Source organism: Isoptericola sp. NPDC057391 (genome assembly GCF_042668085.1).
Lineage (GTDB): Bacteria > Actinomycetota > Actinomycetes > Actinomycetales > Cellulomonadaceae > Isoptericola.
In genome coordinates this window covers 1-15,535 of the sequence record NZ_JBHVBO010000098.1, presented here as the reverse complement: position 1 = coordinate 15,535, position 15,535 = coordinate 1, and the positions used below count along the sequence as shown (strand labels likewise).

Annotated in this window: 13 protein-coding genes; 7 read left to right on the top strand and 6 right to left on the bottom strand. The window is 74.0% G+C overall.

The window, feature by feature from the left end:
• Positions 1–55 precede the first annotated feature (55 nt).
• Positions 56–1,507 carry a sugar porter family MFS transporter gene (locus ACFUVW_RS13045; protein WP_430571756.1) on the bottom strand — a complete coding sequence of 484 codons (1,452 nt, stop codon included), beginning with the start codon at positions 1,505–1,507 and terminating at the stop codon, positions 56–58.
• 173 nt (positions 1,508–1,680) lie between these two features.
• Here ACFUVW_RS13045 and ACFUVW_RS13040 point away from each other — a divergent pair, with 173 nt between their 5' ends.
• From ACFUVW_RS13040 to ACFUVW_RS13030, 3 genes are all read left to right on the top strand, one after another.
• A complete protein-coding gene (locus tag ACFUVW_RS13040) occupies positions 1,681–2,280 on the top strand; it encodes a hypothetical protein (protein ID WP_430571757.1) in 600 nt (199 codons plus the stop codon).
• Positions 2,281–2,571: 291 nt separating this feature from the next.
• Complete coding sequence (locus ACFUVW_RS13035; RefSeq protein ID WP_430571755.1) at positions 2,572–3,192, top strand: DUF47 domain-containing protein; 621 nt, start codon at positions 2,572–2,574, stop codon at positions 3,190–3,192.
• Between the two features lie 2 nt (positions 3,193–3,194).
• Positions 3,195–4,199 (top strand): anion permease, encoded by a 1,005-nt coding sequence (locus tag ACFUVW_RS13030; protein WP_430571754.1) that lies wholly within the window; start codon positions 3,195–3,197, stop codon positions 4,197–4,199.
• Between the two features lie 36 nt (positions 4,200–4,235).
• Here the strand turns inward: ACFUVW_RS13030 and ACFUVW_RS13025 are convergent, their stop codons facing one another.
• The 4 genes from ACFUVW_RS13025 to acs all read right to left on the bottom strand — a co-directional run bounded on the left by ACFUVW_RS13025 (position 4,236) and on the right by acs (position 10,791).
• Complete coding sequence (locus ACFUVW_RS13025; protein ID WP_430571753.1) at positions 4,236–5,282, bottom strand: NUDIX domain-containing protein; 1,047 nt, start codon at positions 5,280–5,282, stop codon at positions 4,236–4,238.
• A gap of 7 nt (positions 5,283–5,289) precedes the next feature.
• The gene (locus ACFUVW_RS13020) at positions 5,290–7,659 is read right to left on the bottom strand and encodes an RNA degradosome polyphosphate kinase (RefSeq protein WP_430571752.1); all 2,370 of its coding nucleotides are present in this window, start codon (positions 7,657–7,659) and stop codon (positions 5,290–5,292) included.
• A gap of 49 nt (positions 7,660–7,708) precedes the next feature.
• Positions 7,709–8,680, bottom strand: a complete 972-nt coding sequence (gene mshD, locus ACFUVW_RS13015; RefSeq protein WP_430571751.1) for a mycothiol synthase — start codon at positions 8,678–8,680, stop codon at positions 7,709–7,711.
• A 95-nt stretch (positions 8,681–8,775) separates the two neighbouring features.
• On the bottom strand, positions 8,776–10,791 hold the full coding sequence (acs, locus tag ACFUVW_RS13010) for an acetate--CoA ligase (RefSeq protein ID WP_430571750.1): 2,016 nt from the start codon (positions 10,789–10,791) through the stop codon (positions 8,776–8,778).
• A gap of 244 nt (positions 10,792–11,035) precedes the next feature.
• Here acs and ACFUVW_RS13005 point away from each other — a divergent pair, with 244 nt between their 5' ends.
• A complete protein-coding gene (locus tag ACFUVW_RS13005) occupies positions 11,036–11,626 on the top strand; it encodes a GNAT family N-acetyltransferase (RefSeq protein ID WP_430571749.1) in 591 nt (196 codons plus the stop codon).
• 213 nt (positions 11,627–11,839) lie between these two features.
• Here the strand turns inward: ACFUVW_RS13005 and ACFUVW_RS13000 are convergent, their stop codons facing one another.
• Complete coding sequence (locus ACFUVW_RS13000) at positions 11,840–12,670, bottom strand: HAD family hydrolase (protein ID WP_430571748.1); 831 nt, start codon at positions 12,668–12,670, stop codon at positions 11,840–11,842.
• Between the two features lie 104 nt (positions 12,671–12,774).
• On the opposite strand from ACFUVW_RS13000, the gene ACFUVW_RS12995 reads away from it, so the two are divergent.
• From ACFUVW_RS12995 to ACFUVW_RS12985, 3 genes are all read left to right on the top strand, one after another.
• Positions 12,775–13,428: a winged helix-turn-helix domain-containing protein gene (locus ACFUVW_RS12995; RefSeq protein ID WP_430571747.1), complete on the top strand. Its 654-nt coding sequence runs from the start codon at positions 12,775–12,777 to the stop codon at positions 13,426–13,428.
• A complete protein-coding gene (locus ACFUVW_RS12990) occupies positions 13,425–14,747 on the top strand; it encodes an MFS transporter (RefSeq protein ID WP_430571746.1) in 1,323 nt (440 codons plus the stop codon). The genes ACFUVW_RS12995 and ACFUVW_RS12990 overlap by 4 nt, the downstream gene beginning before the upstream one ends.
• Positions 14,748–14,838: 91 nt before the next feature.
• Positions 14,839–15,535: hypothetical protein (locus ACFUVW_RS12985; protein WP_430571745.1), on the top strand; the 697-nt coding region annotated here is incomplete at its 3' end.

Here is a 15,535-nt window from a genome sequence, read left to right as displayed (position 1 = left end):
CCGCGACCCCGTGGAGCGGGGCGCGGGCCGTCGGCCGGTGCGCGCAGGGGCGGCGTCAGGCGCGCTTGTAGGCCTCGCCCGCCATGTCCTCGAGCTCGACGCCCTTGGTCTCCGGGATCTTGCCCAGCACGAAGAAGAACGACAGCACCGCGAAGATGCAGTACATGAGGTAGGGGACCGCGGGGCCGAAGGTGTCGAGCATCGGCGGGAACGTCAGCGTGATCGCGAAGTTCGCGATCCAGTTCGCCGCCGCGCCCACGCCCAGGGCGGCCGCGCGGATCCGGTTGGGGAACATCTCGCCCAGCAGCACCCACATCAGCGGGCCCCACGTGGCGCCGAAGAAGACGACGAACGCGTTGGCGCACACCAGGGCCACGCCGTTCCACGGGGCGCCGAGCTGGATGGTGCTCTCGCCGTCCGGCCCGACGACGGACGTCGCCTGCGTGAACGCGATCGCCATGAGGCCCAGGGAGACCGCCATGCCCGCCGAGCCGATGAGCAGCAGCGGACGCCGGCCCACCTTGTCGATGAGGGCGATGGCGATGAACGTCACGGCCACGTTGGTGACCGACGTGATCGTCGAGACGAGGAACGCCTGCGACTCGTCGAAGCCGACCGCCTGCCACAGCGTCGTCGAGTAGTAGAAGATCACGTTGATCCCGACGAACTGCTGGAAGATCGCCATCACGATGCCGACCCACACGATGGGCTTGAGCCCGAACCGGTCGCCCTTGAGGCTGCCCAGCTCGGCGTTCTCCTCGTCGACGGCGATCGAGCGGCGGATCTCCCCGATGCGCTCGTCCGGGTGCTCGTCGGGCCCCAGCACGGACGCCAGCACGGTCCGGGCCTCGTCCTCGCGCCCCTTCGTCACGAGATAGCGCGGCGACTCGGGCATCCGTAGCGCGAGGATGCCGTACACGGCCGCCGGCACCACGGCGACGAGGAACATCCAGCGCCACGCCTCCCAGCCGAGCCACAGCTCGTTCGCCGCGCTGCCCGCCGCCGTCGCGAGGATCTGGTCGGACAGCAGGGCCGCGAAGATGCCGACGGTGATCGCGAGCTGCTGCAGCGAGCCGAGCCGCCCGCGCATCGCCGCGGGCGCGATCTCCGCGATGTACGCGGGCGCGATCACGGACGCGATGCCGATGCCGACGCCCGCCATGAACCGCCAGATCGCGAGGTCCCAGGCGCTCCACGCGATCGCCGACAGGATCGACGAGACGAAGAACAGCACCGCGCCCAGCACCATCACGTGGGTGCGGCCCCACCGGTCGGCGAGCTTGCCGCCCGACCACGCGCCCAGCGCGCAGCCGAGCAGGGCGATCGCCACGACGAGCCCCGTCACGGTCGAGTTGAGGTCGAACTGGCCCTCGATCGCGTCGACGGCGCCGTTGATCACCGACGAGTCGAATCCGAAGAGGAAGCCACCGACCGCCGCGGCGAAGGCGAGCGCCGTGGCCTTCCGGTGTGCGCTGTGCGCCGCGGTCCCTGGTGCTGGGCTCGTCATGATCGTCCTCGCTCCGCTCGGCAGACCTTGCGTCCCTCGATGCTAGGTCGGGGTGCGCCTCTCGGCGCGCTGAGCAGGTCGGACGCGTGAGCGGCCCCCGGGCCCCGGGCCCCGGGGTCCAGACTGGAGGGGTGAACGACGCACCCGAGCCGCGCAGGCACCGCCGACCCGCCATGCTCGACCCGCAGACCGCGGAACAGATCCCCGGGTCGCTCGACCCCGCGCTGCGCGACGAGGTGGCGCACACCACCGCGCGCGCCGTCGTGCACCGGGCGCGGGCCGCCGAGGACCCGGACGTCGTGGACCGCCTGGTGCGCCTCGTCGAGCGGGAAGGGCTCGACGTCGTCGCGGCCCTCTGGTCGGACGCCGCGCCCGCGTCGCTGCCCGGCGCGCTGTGGCGGCTGTACGTGCTGCGCGAGTGGGTCCGCCGCGACGCGCGGACCGTGGGGCTGCGCTACCGCCTCGGCGTCGACGCCGCCCCCGTGCACGAGGCGGTGGCCGGCGTGCCCCGCCCGCCCGCTCCCGATGACCTGCGGGCGCTCGCGGACGACGTCCTGTCCGGCGTCTACGCCGGTGACCTGGCCGTGGCGCTCGAGCGGGCCGCGTCGTTCTGCCGCATCCTCGCGACGGGGGCGGCGTTCGACGCCGACGCCCGCGAGGTCGCGGACCCCGAGGGCGCCACGAGGATGACGCGCGGAGCCGCCGACCTGGTGCGCACCGCCGAGGAGCTGGAGCGCGCGGCGGCGGGCTGGCGGGCGGGCACCCTCGACTGAGGCCCCGCCCCCCTCGGCGGGCTCGTCCGGCGGGGCTGACCTGCGTGTTCGGAGCACGCCGACGCCCGGGCTTACGATGTTCGGGCGACGTCGGGCCGCGGTAGCCCCGGGCTCCATCTTCAGCCGCTACGAGCGGCCACGCGCCGAGAGGCGCTCCCGGTCCGGCGTCGCACCTCACCCGAGTTCCCGCAGCCGCCAGGTGGGATCGTTCAACGCGCGTTCAACTGGTCGCGCCAGGATGGCCACCTCTAGTCTGTGAGAGTCTCAGCGTCCTCGATCCGGGAGCCACACGTGCGCCTGCGCCTGACACCGCGCGACACGACCTATTTCGACATGCTGGCGACGCTCGCGCAGCACAACGTCACGGGGGCCTCCCTGCTGGCGGAGCTGCTCGGGGCGTCCCGGCAGGAGCGGGAGGGGATCGTCCGCCGGCTCAACGAGGCCGAGCACGTCGCCGACGACGCCGCGCACTCGATCATGCGGCGCCTCAACCAGACGTTCGTCACCCCGTTCGACCGGGACGACATCTACGGCCTGGCGTCCGCGCTCGACGACTGCATGGACGCCATGGAGGAGGCCGGCGACCTCATCGTCCTGTACAAGGTGGACGAGCTGCCCCTGCGGGTGTCGGAGCAGGTGCAGGTGCTGCAGCGCTGCGCCGAGCTCACCGCCGAGGCCATGCCGCGCCTGCGCTCGATGGACCAGCTGTCCGACTACTGGGTCGAGATCAACCGCCTGGAGAACCAGGGCGACAAGCTGCACCGCGAGCTCATCGCGCAGCTCTTCGACGACACCACCGACCCGGTGCTGCTCATCAAGCTCAAGGAGATCGTCGACATGCTCGAGGAGGCCGCCGACGCCTTCGAGCGGGTCGCGAACATGGTCGAGACCATCGCCCTCAAGGAGTCCTGACGGTGGAGGCGGCTCTCGTCGTCCTCGTCGTCGCGATCGCGCTCGGCTTCGACTACACCAACGGCTTCCACGACGCGGCCAACGCCATCGCCACCTCCGTCTCGACCCGCGCGCTGACGCCGCGGGTCGCGCTGGGCATGGCGGCGGTGATGAACTTCGTCGGCGCACTCCTCGGCACCGAGGTCGCCGAGACCATCGCGACGTCGATCGTCGACCTGCAGGACGCCTCCAACCACACCGCGCTCGTCGTGGTGCTGTGCGCGTTGATCGGCGCCATCGCCTGGAACCTCATCACCTGGTGGTTCGGCCTGCCGTCGTCGTCCACGCACTCGCTGATCGGCGGGCTCGTCGGGGCGGGCCTGGCGGCCGGGCTCCCCATCTACGGGCAGTCGATCATCGACAAGGTCGTGCTGCCGATGGTGTTCTCGCCGCTCATCGGCTTCGTCGGCGCCTACCTCGTGATGGTCGCCGTGCTGTGGATCTTCCGGAACGCCGCCCCCTCGCGGGTGACGCGCCGGTTCCGCCTCGCGCAGACCGCCTCCGCGGCGGCCATGGCGCTCGGCCACGGGCTGCAGGACGCGCAGAAGACCATGGGCGTCATCTACATGGCCCTCGTGACGGTGGGGTGGGCCGCCGCCGACGGCACGATCCCGCTGTGGGTCAAGCTCGCCGCCGCGGGCGCGATCTCGCTCGGCACCTACTCCGGCGGCTGGCGGATCATGCGCACGCTCGGCCGTCGCATCATCGAGCTCGACCCGGCGCGCGGCTTCGTGGCCGAGTCGGTGTCGGCACTGGTGCTCTACGCCAACGCGTTCATCCTCCACGCGCCGGTCTCGACGACGCACACCATCACCTCGGCGATCATGGGCGTCGGCGCCACGCGCCGGCTGTCCGCCGTGCGCTGGGGCGTCGCCAAGAACATCGGCGCCGCGTGGGTGCTGACGATCCCCGCCGCCGCGGCCGTCGCCGCCCTGACCACGTGGATCCTGCACCCCTGGCTGGCCTGACGCCGGCCTGACGCCGGGCTCGACGACCGCCGGCGGTCAGTAGACCGGGGGAGTGACCTTCTCGACCGCGACGACGCGGGGGCCCTTGCCGGTGGTCGCCACGTGGGCGACGAGCAGGTCGCCCGGCTCAAGGAACGGGTCGCGCGAGGGCAGCACGTTCGCGACGGCGCGGCGGGAGTGCTGGCCCAGCACGTCGAGCACCGTCGGGAGCACCGGCCGGTGCGTGCACAGCACCGCCGACCGGCCCGACTCGAGCAGGTCGCGCACCGTCGCGGCGACGCGGGACGGCGAGCGCTCGTGCTCGGCCTCGCCCAGCTGGTCGCTGAGCTCCGGGCGGGCGTGCGACGCCCGCACGTACGGCTCGATCGTCGCCGCGCAGCGCTCCCAGCGGCTCGAGACGACGGACGTCACGCCGTAGGCCGCGAGGACCGGGACGAGGGCCGCGCCCTGGCCGTACCCCACCGGCGTCAGCGGCCGGTCGTGCTCCGCGCCGTGCCAGGCCGCCCGGGTGACGGCCTTGCCGTGCCGCACGATGACGACCGCGTGCGTGGCGAGCCGGCCCTGGCCGTGCGCCTCCACGAGGGCCTCGAGCGGACCGCGGTCGGCGCGGCGCGTGAGGCGCGCGGCGGCGTCGTCGACGTCAAGCCACGCCTTCTTGTCGACCTCGTCCTTCGACGGCGGCTGCACGGGGAACCGCGCGTCGAGGGCCGCGGCGTCATCCGTCCGGGAGGCTCGGCGGGCCGCCCAGTAGTGCACGCGCTTCACGCGCCCCTCGGGCGTCAGGTACTGCAGCCCCGGCAGGGGGACGCCCAGGACCACGGGCTTGCCCGTCTCCTCCGCCACCTCGCGCGCGGCGGCGGTGTTCAGCGACTCGCCCGGCTCGAGCTTGCCCTTCGGCCAGGACCAGTCGTCGTAGCGCGGCCGGTGCACGAGCTGCACCTGCAGCCGCCCGTCGCGCTCGCGCCACACGAGCGCGCCCGCCGACTCGATCACCGGGGCGTGCTCCACCGACGTCGCCCCCAGCCTGTCCACGAGCGGGGAGGCCGTCGTGCCCGCCGCCCGGCGCACCCGCGCCACCCTCACCGCGCCCTCATCGAGCCCGCTCGGGCCGGCGGCGGTGACGGGCGACGAGCTGCGCCTGCAGGTCCACGAGCGGTGCGCCGTCCGGGCCGGCGGCGTGCCGCACCCAGGTGTCGTCCGGCTGCAGGTGCCACGTGGCGGTCTCGTCCGACATGGACGCGTCCATGAGCTCCAGCAGCTCCGCGACCTGGCCCTCGTCGGCGATCCGGACCAGCGCCTCGACGCGCCGGTCGAGGTTGCGGTGCATGAGGTCGGCCGAGCCGATGTACACCTCCGGGCCGGACTCCGGCCCCTCGCCGATGGCCGGCCCGGCCGCGTTCGCGAACGCGTAGATGCGGGAGTGCTCGAGGAAGCGGCCGAGGATCGAGCGCACGCGGATGTTCTCGCTCAGGCCGGGCACGCCCGGGCGTAGCGCGCAGATCCCGCGGACCACCAGGTCGACCTTCACCCCGGCCTGCGAGGCCCGGTACAGGGCGTCGATGGTGGCCTCGTCGACGGCGGAGTTCACCTTGATGCGCACCCACGCGTCGTGCCCGGCACGGGCGGCGTCGGCCTCGCGGTCGATGCGCTCGATGAGGCCGGCCCGCACGGCGCGGGGCGCGACCAGCAGCCGGTGGAAGCGCGACTGCGGGGCGTACCCGGAGAGCTGATTGAACAGCCGCGTGAGGTCCTGGCCGACGTCGCGGTCGCAGGTCAGCAGGCCGTGGTCGGTGTAGAGGCGGGCCGTCTTCGGGTGGTAGTTGCCGGTGCCGACGTGGCAGTACCGGCGCAGCCCGTCGGACTCCTGGCGCACCACGAGCGACAGCTTGGCGTGCGTCTTGAGGCCGACGATCCCGTAGACGACGTGCACGCCCGCCTCCTCGAGCTTGCGCGCCCAGGAGATGTTGGCCTGCTCGTCGAAGCGCGCCTTGATCTCGACGAGCGCGAGCACCTGCTTGCCGGCCTCGGCGGCGTCGATCAGGGCGTCGACGATCGGGGAGTCGCCCGACGTGCGGTACAGCGTCTGCTTGATCGCGAGCACCGCCGGGTCGGCGGCCGCCTGCTCGAGGAACGTCTGCACCGACGTGGAGAACGAGTCGTAGGGGTGGTGCAGCAGGATGTCCCGCTCGCGGATCGCGGCGAAGACGTCGCGCGCCGTGGCCGACTCCACCTCGGCGAGCTGGCGGTGCGTCGTCGGGACGAACGGCGGGTAGTGCAGCGGCGCGCGCTCGATGTCGGCGATGACGTTGAGCCCCGTGAGGTCGAGCGGCGCGGGCAGCTCGTACACCTCCTCCTCGGCCACCCCGAGCTCGCGCACCAGCAGCTCGCGGATGCGCGCGGAGATGCCGTGCGCGAGCTCGAGCCGCACGGGCGGGCCGAAGCGGCGGCGCAGCAGCTCCTTCTCCATCGCCTGCAGGAGGTTCTCGGCGTCGTCCTCCTCGACCTCCACGTCCTCGTTGCGCGTGACGCGGAACGTGTGGCTCTCGCGCACCTCCATGCCCGGGAACAGGTGGTCGAGGTGCTGGGCGATGACCTCCTCCAGCGGCACGAACGACGTCTGGGTGCCCCCGCGCTGCGTGGGCGTGGGCGCCGACGGGCGGCCGCGGTCGTCGACGGCGATGAACCGCGGCAGCAGCGGCGGCACCTTGACCCGGGCGAAGTGCTCCTTGCCCGTCAGGGGGTTCGCGACGACGACCGCAAGGTTCAGCGACAGCCCCGAGATGTACGGGAACGGGTGCGCCGGGTCCACCGCGAGCGGCGTAAGCACGGGGAAGATCTGCTTGCGGAAGAACTTGTGCAGGCGCTCCTGCTCGCGGGCCTCGAGCTGGTCCCAGTGCACGATGGTGATGCCCTCGGCGTCGAGCGCGGGCTGCACGTCGGAGCGGAACACCTCCGCGTGCCGCGTCATCAGGCGGTGCGCGCCCTCGCCGATCGCCCCCAGCACCTGGCGCGGGCTCATGCCCGACGCCGCGGTGACGGCGATGCCCGTCGCGATGCGGCGCTTCAGGCCGGCTACCCGCACCATGAAGAACTCGTCCAGGTTGGACGCGAAGATCGCGAGGAACCGGGTGCGCTCCAGCAGCGGCAGCGTCGGGTCCTCCGCCAGCTCCAGCACCCGCTCGTTGAACGCCAGCCAGCTGAGCTCGCGCTCCGCGAAGCGGTCGTCGGGAAGCGGCTCGAGCGCGGCCTCGGCGACGCCGTCGGGGCCCGGCTCCTCGGCGATGTGCTCGGCGATGTGGGCCGCGAGCTGCGGGTCCAGGGGGCGGGACGGCGCGACGGCCGTGGAGCGCGGCCGGCTGTCCGTCACCTCGGCGGCCGCGACGGCGTCCGGCGCGGCGGGATCGCCGCGTCCGTCGCGGGACCGGGACGTTCGGGGGCGCGACGCAGTCATGCCCCCCATCGTGGCACCGATAGGTGAACGGCGGGTGACGAAGTTCTCCGCCCCGTCGCTACGCGCCCGCGGCACGCGCGTACTGGACGTCCACCGCGGCGCGCTCGAAGCCCGCGCTCGCGTACGTGGCCAGCGCCGCCGCGTTGTCGCCGTCCACGTAGAGCACCGCGCGGTCGCAGCCCACGCGTGCCAGGTGGCGGAGCCCGACGGCGGTGAGCGCGCGGCCCAGCCCGCGGCCCTGCGCGTCGGGGGAGACGCCGACGGCATAGATCTCGCCGTCCTGCTGCGCACCGTCCGGACCCGGCTCGACCTTGGTCCAGAGGAAACCGAGCGGCTCGCCGGACCCCTCGCCGTCGGGCACCACGAGGAAGAAGCCGTCGGCGTCGAACCAGGGCTCGCGCTGCCGGTCGTGCAGGTCGTCCACCGTGAGCCGGCCCTGCTCGGGGTGGTCGGCGAAGGCCGCGGCGTTGACGCGCACCCACGCCTCGTCGTCATCGCCGGGCCGGAACGTCCGCAGGGCGAGGCCGGGCAGGTCCGGCAGGTCGCGCGCCGCGTCGTCGGGACCGAGCGGCCGCGCGAGCACCAGCAGCTCGCGCGCCACCGCGTAGCCGTGCGCTGCGGCGAACGCCCGCGCCGCGGGCAGGTCGCCGTGCGCCCACACCCGCAGCGGCTTGCCGCGCTGGCCGGGGGCGCCCGAGAACATCGGCAGCCGCGCGTCGCGCTCGGCGGTGCGCAGCAGCACGCTCCCGGCGCCCCGGCGCCGGTGGTCCGGGTGCACCACCAGCTCGGCGCTCGCGTCGACGCCGCCCCGGTCCACCTGCAGGTAGCCGACGACGGCGCCGTCCTCGCCGCGGGCCACGACGTGCGTCAGCCAGTCGGCGTCCGTCCCCAGCCGGAGCAGCGGCTGCTCCGAGAGCGGGGCGACGCCGTCCCGCTCGGCCGCCGCGGCGGCGAGCGCGCGCACGGCGTCCTGGGCGGACGGGTCGAGGGGGTCGAAGGACAGGGTGGGCTGGACGGGCGAGGTGGACACGACCCCATTCTCGCCGAGGTAGTCCGAAGCTCCGCGAGGTAGTGGACTGGACCACTACCTCGCGGAGCCTTGAACTACCTCGCGGGGAGCCGAGGTCAGTCCTCGTTGGCCGCCGACGGCTTGGCGAGACCTGCGGAGATGAGGTCCATCACGGACGAGTCGGCGAGCGTGGTCGCGTCGCCCACCGTGCGGTTCTCGGCGACGTCGCGCAGCAGTCGGCGCATGATCTTGCCGGACCGGGTCTTGGGCAGCTCCGGCACGACGAGGATGCGGCGCGGCTTGGCGATCGGGCCGATCTCCTTGGCGACGTGGTTGCGCAGCTCGGCCTGCACCTCCTCGGCCCCCTCCGGCGTGGACGCGCGGTCGGCGTGCTCGCCGCGCAGGATCACGAACGCGACGACCGCCTGGCCGGTGGTCTCGTCGTTGGCGCCGACGACGGCGGCCTCGGCCACGACGTCGTGCGAGACGAGCGCGGACTCGATCTCCGTCGTCGACAGGCGGTGGCCGGAGACGTTCATGACGTCGTCCACGCGGCCGAGCAGCCAGATGTCGCCGTCCTCGTCCTTCTTGGCGCCGTCGCCGGCGAAGTACAGGCCCTCGAACCGCGACCAGTAGGTGTCCTTGAACCGCTGCAGGTCGCCCCAGATGCCGCGCAGCATGGACGGCCACGGCTCGGAGAGCACGAGGTACCCGCCGCCGCCGTCGGGCACGGAGCGGGCCTCGTCGTCGACGACGTCGGCCACGATGCCCGGCAGCGCGACCTGCGCCGAGCCGGGCTTGGTGGCGGTGACGCCCGGCAGCGGGCTGATCATGATGGCGCCCGTCTCGGTCTGCCACCAGGTGTCGACGATGGGGGTGGTGTCGCCGCCGACGACGCGGCGGTACCACATCCACGCCTCGGGGTTGATGGGCTCGCCCACCGAGCCGAGCACCCGCAGGCTCGACAGGTCGAAGCCGGCGGGGATGTCCTCGCCCCACTTCATGCAGGTGCGGATGGCCGTCGGCGCGGTGTAGAGGATCGAGACCTTGTACTTCTCGATCAGCTCCCACCAGCGGCCGCGGTGCGGGGTGTCCGGCGTGCCCTCGTACAGCACCTGGGTGGCGCCGTTGGCCAGCGGACCGTAGACGACGTACGTGTGCCCGGTGACCCAGCCGATGTCGGCGGTGCACCAGTAGACGTCGGACTCGGCCTTGAGGTCGAAGACGTTCTTGTGGGTGTAGGCCGCCTGCGTGAGGTAGCCGCCCGTGGTGTGCAGGATGCCCTTCGGCTTCCCCGTCGTGCCCGACGTGTACAGGATGAACAGCGGGTGCTCCGCGTCCACCTCGATCGGCTCGTGGACCGGGTCGGCCTGCTCCAGGGCGTCGTGCCACCAGACGTCGCGGCCGTCGGTCCACGCGACGTCCTGCTCGGTGCGGCGCACGACGAGCACGTGCTGCACGGTGGTGGCGGGCTCGCCGTCCTTCGGCGCGAGCGCCTCGTCGACGGCGGGCTTGAGGGCGGACGGCGCGCCGCGGCGGTATCCGCCGTCGGCCGTGATGACCAGCTTCGCCTCGGCGTCGGCGATGCGGCTGCGCAGCGCGTCGGCGGAGAAGCCGCCGAAGACCACCGAGTGCGGCGCGCCGATGCGGGCGCACGCGAGCATCGCGACGACCGACTCGACCAGCATCGGCAGGTAGATGACGACCCGGTCGCCCTTGGTGACGCCCAGCGAGGTGAGGGCGTTGGCGGCCCGGGAGACCTCGCGCTGCAGGTCCGCGTAGGTGACGGTGCGCGTGTCGCCCGGCTCGCCCTCGAAGTGGATGGCGACCCGGTCGCCGAGCCCGGCCTCGACGTGCCGGTCCACCGCGTTGTACGCGGCGTTGAGCTTCCCGTCGGCGAACCACCTCGCGACCGGGGCCTCGGACCAGTCCAGGGTCTGGGTGAACGGCGTCGACCAGCTGACCAGCTCCCGTGCCTGGTCGGCCCAGAACCCGAGCCGGTCGGCCTTGGCCTCCTCGTACAGGGACGCCTGGGCGTTCGCCTGCGCCGCGAAGGCGGGGCTGGGCGGGAACGCTCGCGTCTCGTGCAGCAGGTTCTCGAGGCTGGGGGCGGTGGTCTCGTTCTCTGGCACGCTTACCTCCGGTGCGCATCGTCGCTGGTGCGTTCCCCGGCGGGCGACGTCGCGTCGCGACCCCGGGGACGACGGCGCCCCGCGGGGCCCCGCCGTCGGGAGTCTAGACCTCGTGCGTGACCGGGGTCACGCCGTCCCACGGTTCGGCCGCACTCCTTGCAAAACCGGTCCCGGGACCCCCGGCGCTCCGGCCCGCCGTCGAAATCCGCTGCGCGTCCCCGGGCGCGGCTGGTAGACGTCGACCATGACGACCCCCTACGTGTCCTGGCCGCGCGAGGTCGGCGACCTCCGCCTGCGCGTGCCGACGAGCCGCGACGTCGACCGGGTGCTGGCGTGGCGCAACGAGCCGGACGTGACGCGGTGGCTGCTGCGCACCACGCAGGACGCCGACGGGCTGCGGGCCTCGTGGCGCCGCGCGCTCGACGACCCCTACGACCAAAGGGTCGTGGCCGACCTGGACGGCGTCGTCGTCGCCACCGCGTCGTTGTCCGTGGACGACGGCATGGGGCAGCCGGGGAGCGACGCGTGGCGGCGGGCCGAGGGTTCGCTCGGGTACCTCGTGGACCCGGTCTACGCGGGGCGGGGGATCGCGACCGCCGTCGCGGGCGCGCTGCTCGACGTCGCGTTCACCGACCTGGGCCTGCACCGCGTGACCGCCGGCTGCTTCGCCGCGAACGCGGCGTCGTGGCGGGTCATGGAGAAGCTCGGCATGCGGCGGGAGCAGCATGGCGTCCGCGACTCGTGGCACGACGAGCTGGGTTGGGTGGACGGCTACACCTACGGCATCCTCGCGGAGGAGTGGGCGGGCCCGCCGACCGTCGGAGCGGCCGGATGAGGCGCGGGGGCCGGGCACGAGGACGGCGCCCGGGAAACTGGTCGTCCGAGCGCCGCTCTCGCCAGCCCGGACGCGGGTAGCAGGCGCTTGGTCCGATCACTGGGTGGGGTCGTTCCCACCGAGTGGGTCCTCAACCGGGGACTTCCTTAGCGTGGGTCCCGCGTCCGGCTGTCTCCTCCCATGGAACGCCCGCCCGCGCAGGTGTGCAAGCGCTCAGGCGTGCCGACGCCGCCACCAGCGGCGGAGCAACCAGGCCGCGGCGCCGGCGACGACGACGCCGCCCGCGGCGAGGGCCACGGCGGGCGGTCGGATCGCGGAGCGGAGGGCCACGGGCCGCGAGAACGTGAGCACGCCCCAACCGTTCTCGGCGGCCGCGCGGCGCAATGTCTTGTCGGGGTTGACGGCGAAGCCGTGCCCGACGGCGCCCAGCATCGGGGCGTCCGTCACCGAGTCGGAGTAGGCGTAGCTGCGCTCGAGGTCGTAGCCGCGCCGGTCGGCGAGCTCGCGCACGGCCTCGGCCTTCTGCTCCCCGTACGCGTAGAACTCGATCTCGCCGGTGTACCGGCCGTCCTCGACGGCCATGCGGGTGGCCACGACGTGGTCGGCGCCCAGCACGGTGGCGATCGGCTCGACGAGCTCGGCGCCGGAGGCGGAGACGATGACGACGTCGTGCCCGAGCTCGTGGTGCTCGGCGATGAGCTCGACGGCCTCGGCGTAGACGTACGGGTCGATGAGATCGTGCACCGTCTCCGCGACGATCTGCTGCACCTTGCTCACCTCCCAGCCGGTGGCGAGCTCGGACAGGTGCTTGCGCATCCGTTCCGTCTGGTCGGCGTCGGCGTTGCCCGCGTAGAAGAGGAGGTGCGCGTACGCGCTGCGCAGCACGTCGCCGCGCGTGATGAGACCTCCGGCGTAGAACGGCTTGGAGAACGCGGCCGACGAGCTCGTGGCGATGATCGTCTTGTCGAGGTCGAAGAAGGCCGCGACGCGCGCCCGCGGGGTCGCCGGTGCCGCCTCGCGCGGTCCGGGTCGCTGGTCGGTCACGGGGCGAGCCTAGCCGCGCGGCTCGCCGCGTCGAGCCGGATCTCATGCACAACTCCTGTGCAGAAGTCTTGTGCACAGGAGTTGTGCATGGTTATCGTGCACGCATGGAGCCGACGCCGGAGCGCCCGTACACCCACCTCGAGCTCACCGCCGAGGCCGCCAAGGTCCTGGCCCACCCGCTGCGCTCGCGGCTGCTCGGGGCGCTGCGGCGCGGCGGCCCGGCCTCGGCGACCTCCCTCGCCGCCGAGCTGTCCACCAACACCGGCGCCACCAGCTACCACCTCCGCAAGCTGGAGTCCGTCGGCCTCGTGACGGACACCGAGGAGGGGCGTGGCAAGGAGCGGCTCTGGGCGGCGACCACCCAGAGCCACGGCTGGCGCGACTCCGACTTCGGCGGCGACGAGGACGCGCAGACGGCGCTCGGCTGGCTGGTGCGCGACTACCACCGCCAGTTCGACACGCACTACGCCCACTGGCTCGACGTCGCCGACAGCTGGCCGAAGGAGTGGACGGACGTCGCCGGCATGACCGACACCTGGGTGGACGTCACGCCCGAGCAGGCGGCCGCGATGGCGCAGGAGCTGGAGGCGGTCGTCAACAAGTACCTGCGCGTCGGCGCCGGCGACCCCCGGGCGCGGCGCCTGCAGCTGTGGCGGTTCCTCTTCCCGCTGGACGCGGACGACGTGCCGGACGACGTGCCCGGCACCGAGACCATCCCCGCCGACGACGGTTCCGGGAGCAGGGGCGACGGGTCATGAGCCCGCAGCGCGTCTTCCTCCTGCTCACGGCCACCCGGTGGTTCCCCGTCGGGCTGGTCGTCACCGTCACGACGCTGCTGCCGATCGAGCGCGGCCTCACCGTGGCCCAGACGCTCACGCTCGCCTCGGTGACGGGCCTCGTCGTGTTCGCGCTCGAGCTGCCGACCGGCGGCACCGCCGACGCCGTCGGGCGACGCCCGATGCTCATCGCCTCGGCCGCGGTGCAGGTCCTGGCGGCCACCACGTTCCTGCTGGCGCAGTCGGTCTGGGCGTTCGTGGTGGCGGCCGCGCTCATGGGCATGTTCCGGGCGCTGGACTCCGGCCCGCTCGAGGCGTGGTTCGTCGACGCCGTGCACGCGACGCACCCCGGGGCCGACGTCGACCGCACGCTCGCGCACCAGGGCACCGTGCTCGGGGTGTCGATCGCCCTCGGCGCGCTGGTGTCCGGCGGGCTGGTCTGGTGGCACCCGTTCAGTGCGTGGTCGGCGCTCACCCTGCCGTACGCGACGTACGCGGTGCTGGCCGTCGTGCACCTCGTGATGGTCACGGTGCTCGTGCGCGAGGCCCCGCGTCGGCCCGCGGGTGCCGGCACGGGCCCGGTCCCCGCCGGACGACGCCGGTGGCGTGCGGCGTTCCGTTCCACCGTCGGCTCCGCGCGGCAGATGCCCGCGGTGGTCGCCTCCGGCCTGCGCCTCGCCCGGGACAACCGGGTGCTGCGCGGCCTGCTCCTGGTGGAGCTCTTCGCGGCGACGGCGATGGTCGTGTTCGAGTCCTTGCAACCCGTCCGGATGGCGGAGCTGCTCGGGGGCGAGGCCGAGGCCGGCGCCGTCATGGGCCCGGTCGCGTCGGTCGGCTGGGGGGCGTTCGCGCTCGGCGCGGCCCTGTGCGGCCTCGCGTCCCGACGGTTCGGCGTGGCCCGCACGGCGATGGCGGCGCGCGTCCTCAACGGCCTCGGCGCGGTGTGGATGGGGCTCGCCGGCGGGCCCGCGATGCTGGTCGTCGCGTACCTGGTCACGTACGGGCTGCACGGCAGCTCCGGCCCGGGGTACAACGCCCTGCTGCACCGCGAGGCGCAGCGGGACAACCGGTCCACCGTGCTGTCCCTGGCGTCGATGGTGTCCTTCGCCGCGTACGCGGTAGCGTCGCCCGCGCTGGGCTGGGTGGCGCAGACCGCGTCGACGCCGCTCGCGATGGTGCTCGGCGGCGCGTTCAGCGTGCTCGGCGTGCTCTGCTTCGTGCCTGCCCTGCGCGCGGAGCGCGAACGCGGCCGGCCGGCCGACGACGTCGCGACCGTCCCGGAGGACGCCGCCGCGGCCTGACGCCGCTCGGAGGCCGCCCCCAGGCGACCGTCGTCCACAGGTCCGCGCCCGCCGGCCCGACGGCCGAGCGGGGGCGACCAGCCTGGGGCGCATGGACGACGCACCCACCCGCACGCTGCCCCGGCCGACGAGCCCGGGGCCGACGAGCACGCTGCCGACGACCGCCTGGCCCCCGCCGGGCACCGCGCCCTGGGCACCGGGACGGGGGCGCCGCACGGTCGCCGTCGTCGGGGCGTGCGGCGGCGCCGGGGTGAGCACCCTGGCCGCGGCCCTCGCCCAGGGGCTCCGGCGGGCGGAGGAGGGCGCGGTCCTCGTGGACCTCGACCTGCCCGGCCCCGGCGCGGACGTGCTGCTCGGCATCGAGGACGAGCCGGGCGCCCGCTGGCCGGAGCTCGCCGCCGCCCGCGGGGACGTGGACGGCGTGGGGCTGGTCGCCGCGCTGCCTCGCTGGCGCGCGGTGCCCGTGCTCTCCGGGGCCCGCCTGAGCCCCGCCCGTCCCGACGACGCGGTGGTCGTGGACGTCTGCACCGGCCTGCTGCGCGGCGGCGAGACCGTGGTGCTCGACCTGCCCCGCCCCGCTGCCTGGACCCCGGCCGCGCGGATGCTCGTCGCCTCCGCGGACGTGGTCCTGCTCGTGGCCCCCTGCACCGCGCCGGGTGTGGCCGGGGCGCTGGCGACGTGGGCCGAGCTCGTCGAGCTCGGCGTGCGGGACCCCTGGCTCGTCGCGCGGCGGCCCGCGCCCGGCCGCGTGGACGCGGCCGCCCTGGGGGACGCCGTCGGGCTACCGG

Bases quoted from the DNA above. Each gene is read 5' to 3' on its own strand.
- ACFUVW_RS13045 (WP_430571756.1), bottom strand. From the start codon at position 1,507: ATGACGAGCCCAGCACCAGGGACCGCGGCGCACAGCGCACACCGGAAG.
- ACFUVW_RS13040 (WP_430571757.1), top strand. From the start codon at position 1,681: ATGCTCGACCCGCAGACCGCGGAACAGATCCCCGGGTCGCTCGACCCC.
- ACFUVW_RS13020 (WP_430571752.1), bottom strand. From the start codon at position 7,659: ATGGGGGGCATGACTGCGTCGCGCCCCCGAACGTCCCGGTCCCGCGAC.
- ACFUVW_RS13005 (WP_430571749.1), top strand. From the start codon at position 11,036: ATGACGACCCCCTACGTGTCCTGGCCGCGCGAGGTCGGCGACCTCCGC.
- ACFUVW_RS12995 (WP_430571747.1), top strand. From the start codon at position 12,775: ATGGAGCCGACGCCGGAGCGCCCGTACACCCACCTCGAGCTCACCGCC.
- ACFUVW_RS12990 (WP_430571746.1), top strand. From the start codon at position 13,425: ATGAGCCCGCAGCGCGTCTTCCTCCTGCTCACGGCCACCCGGTGGTTC.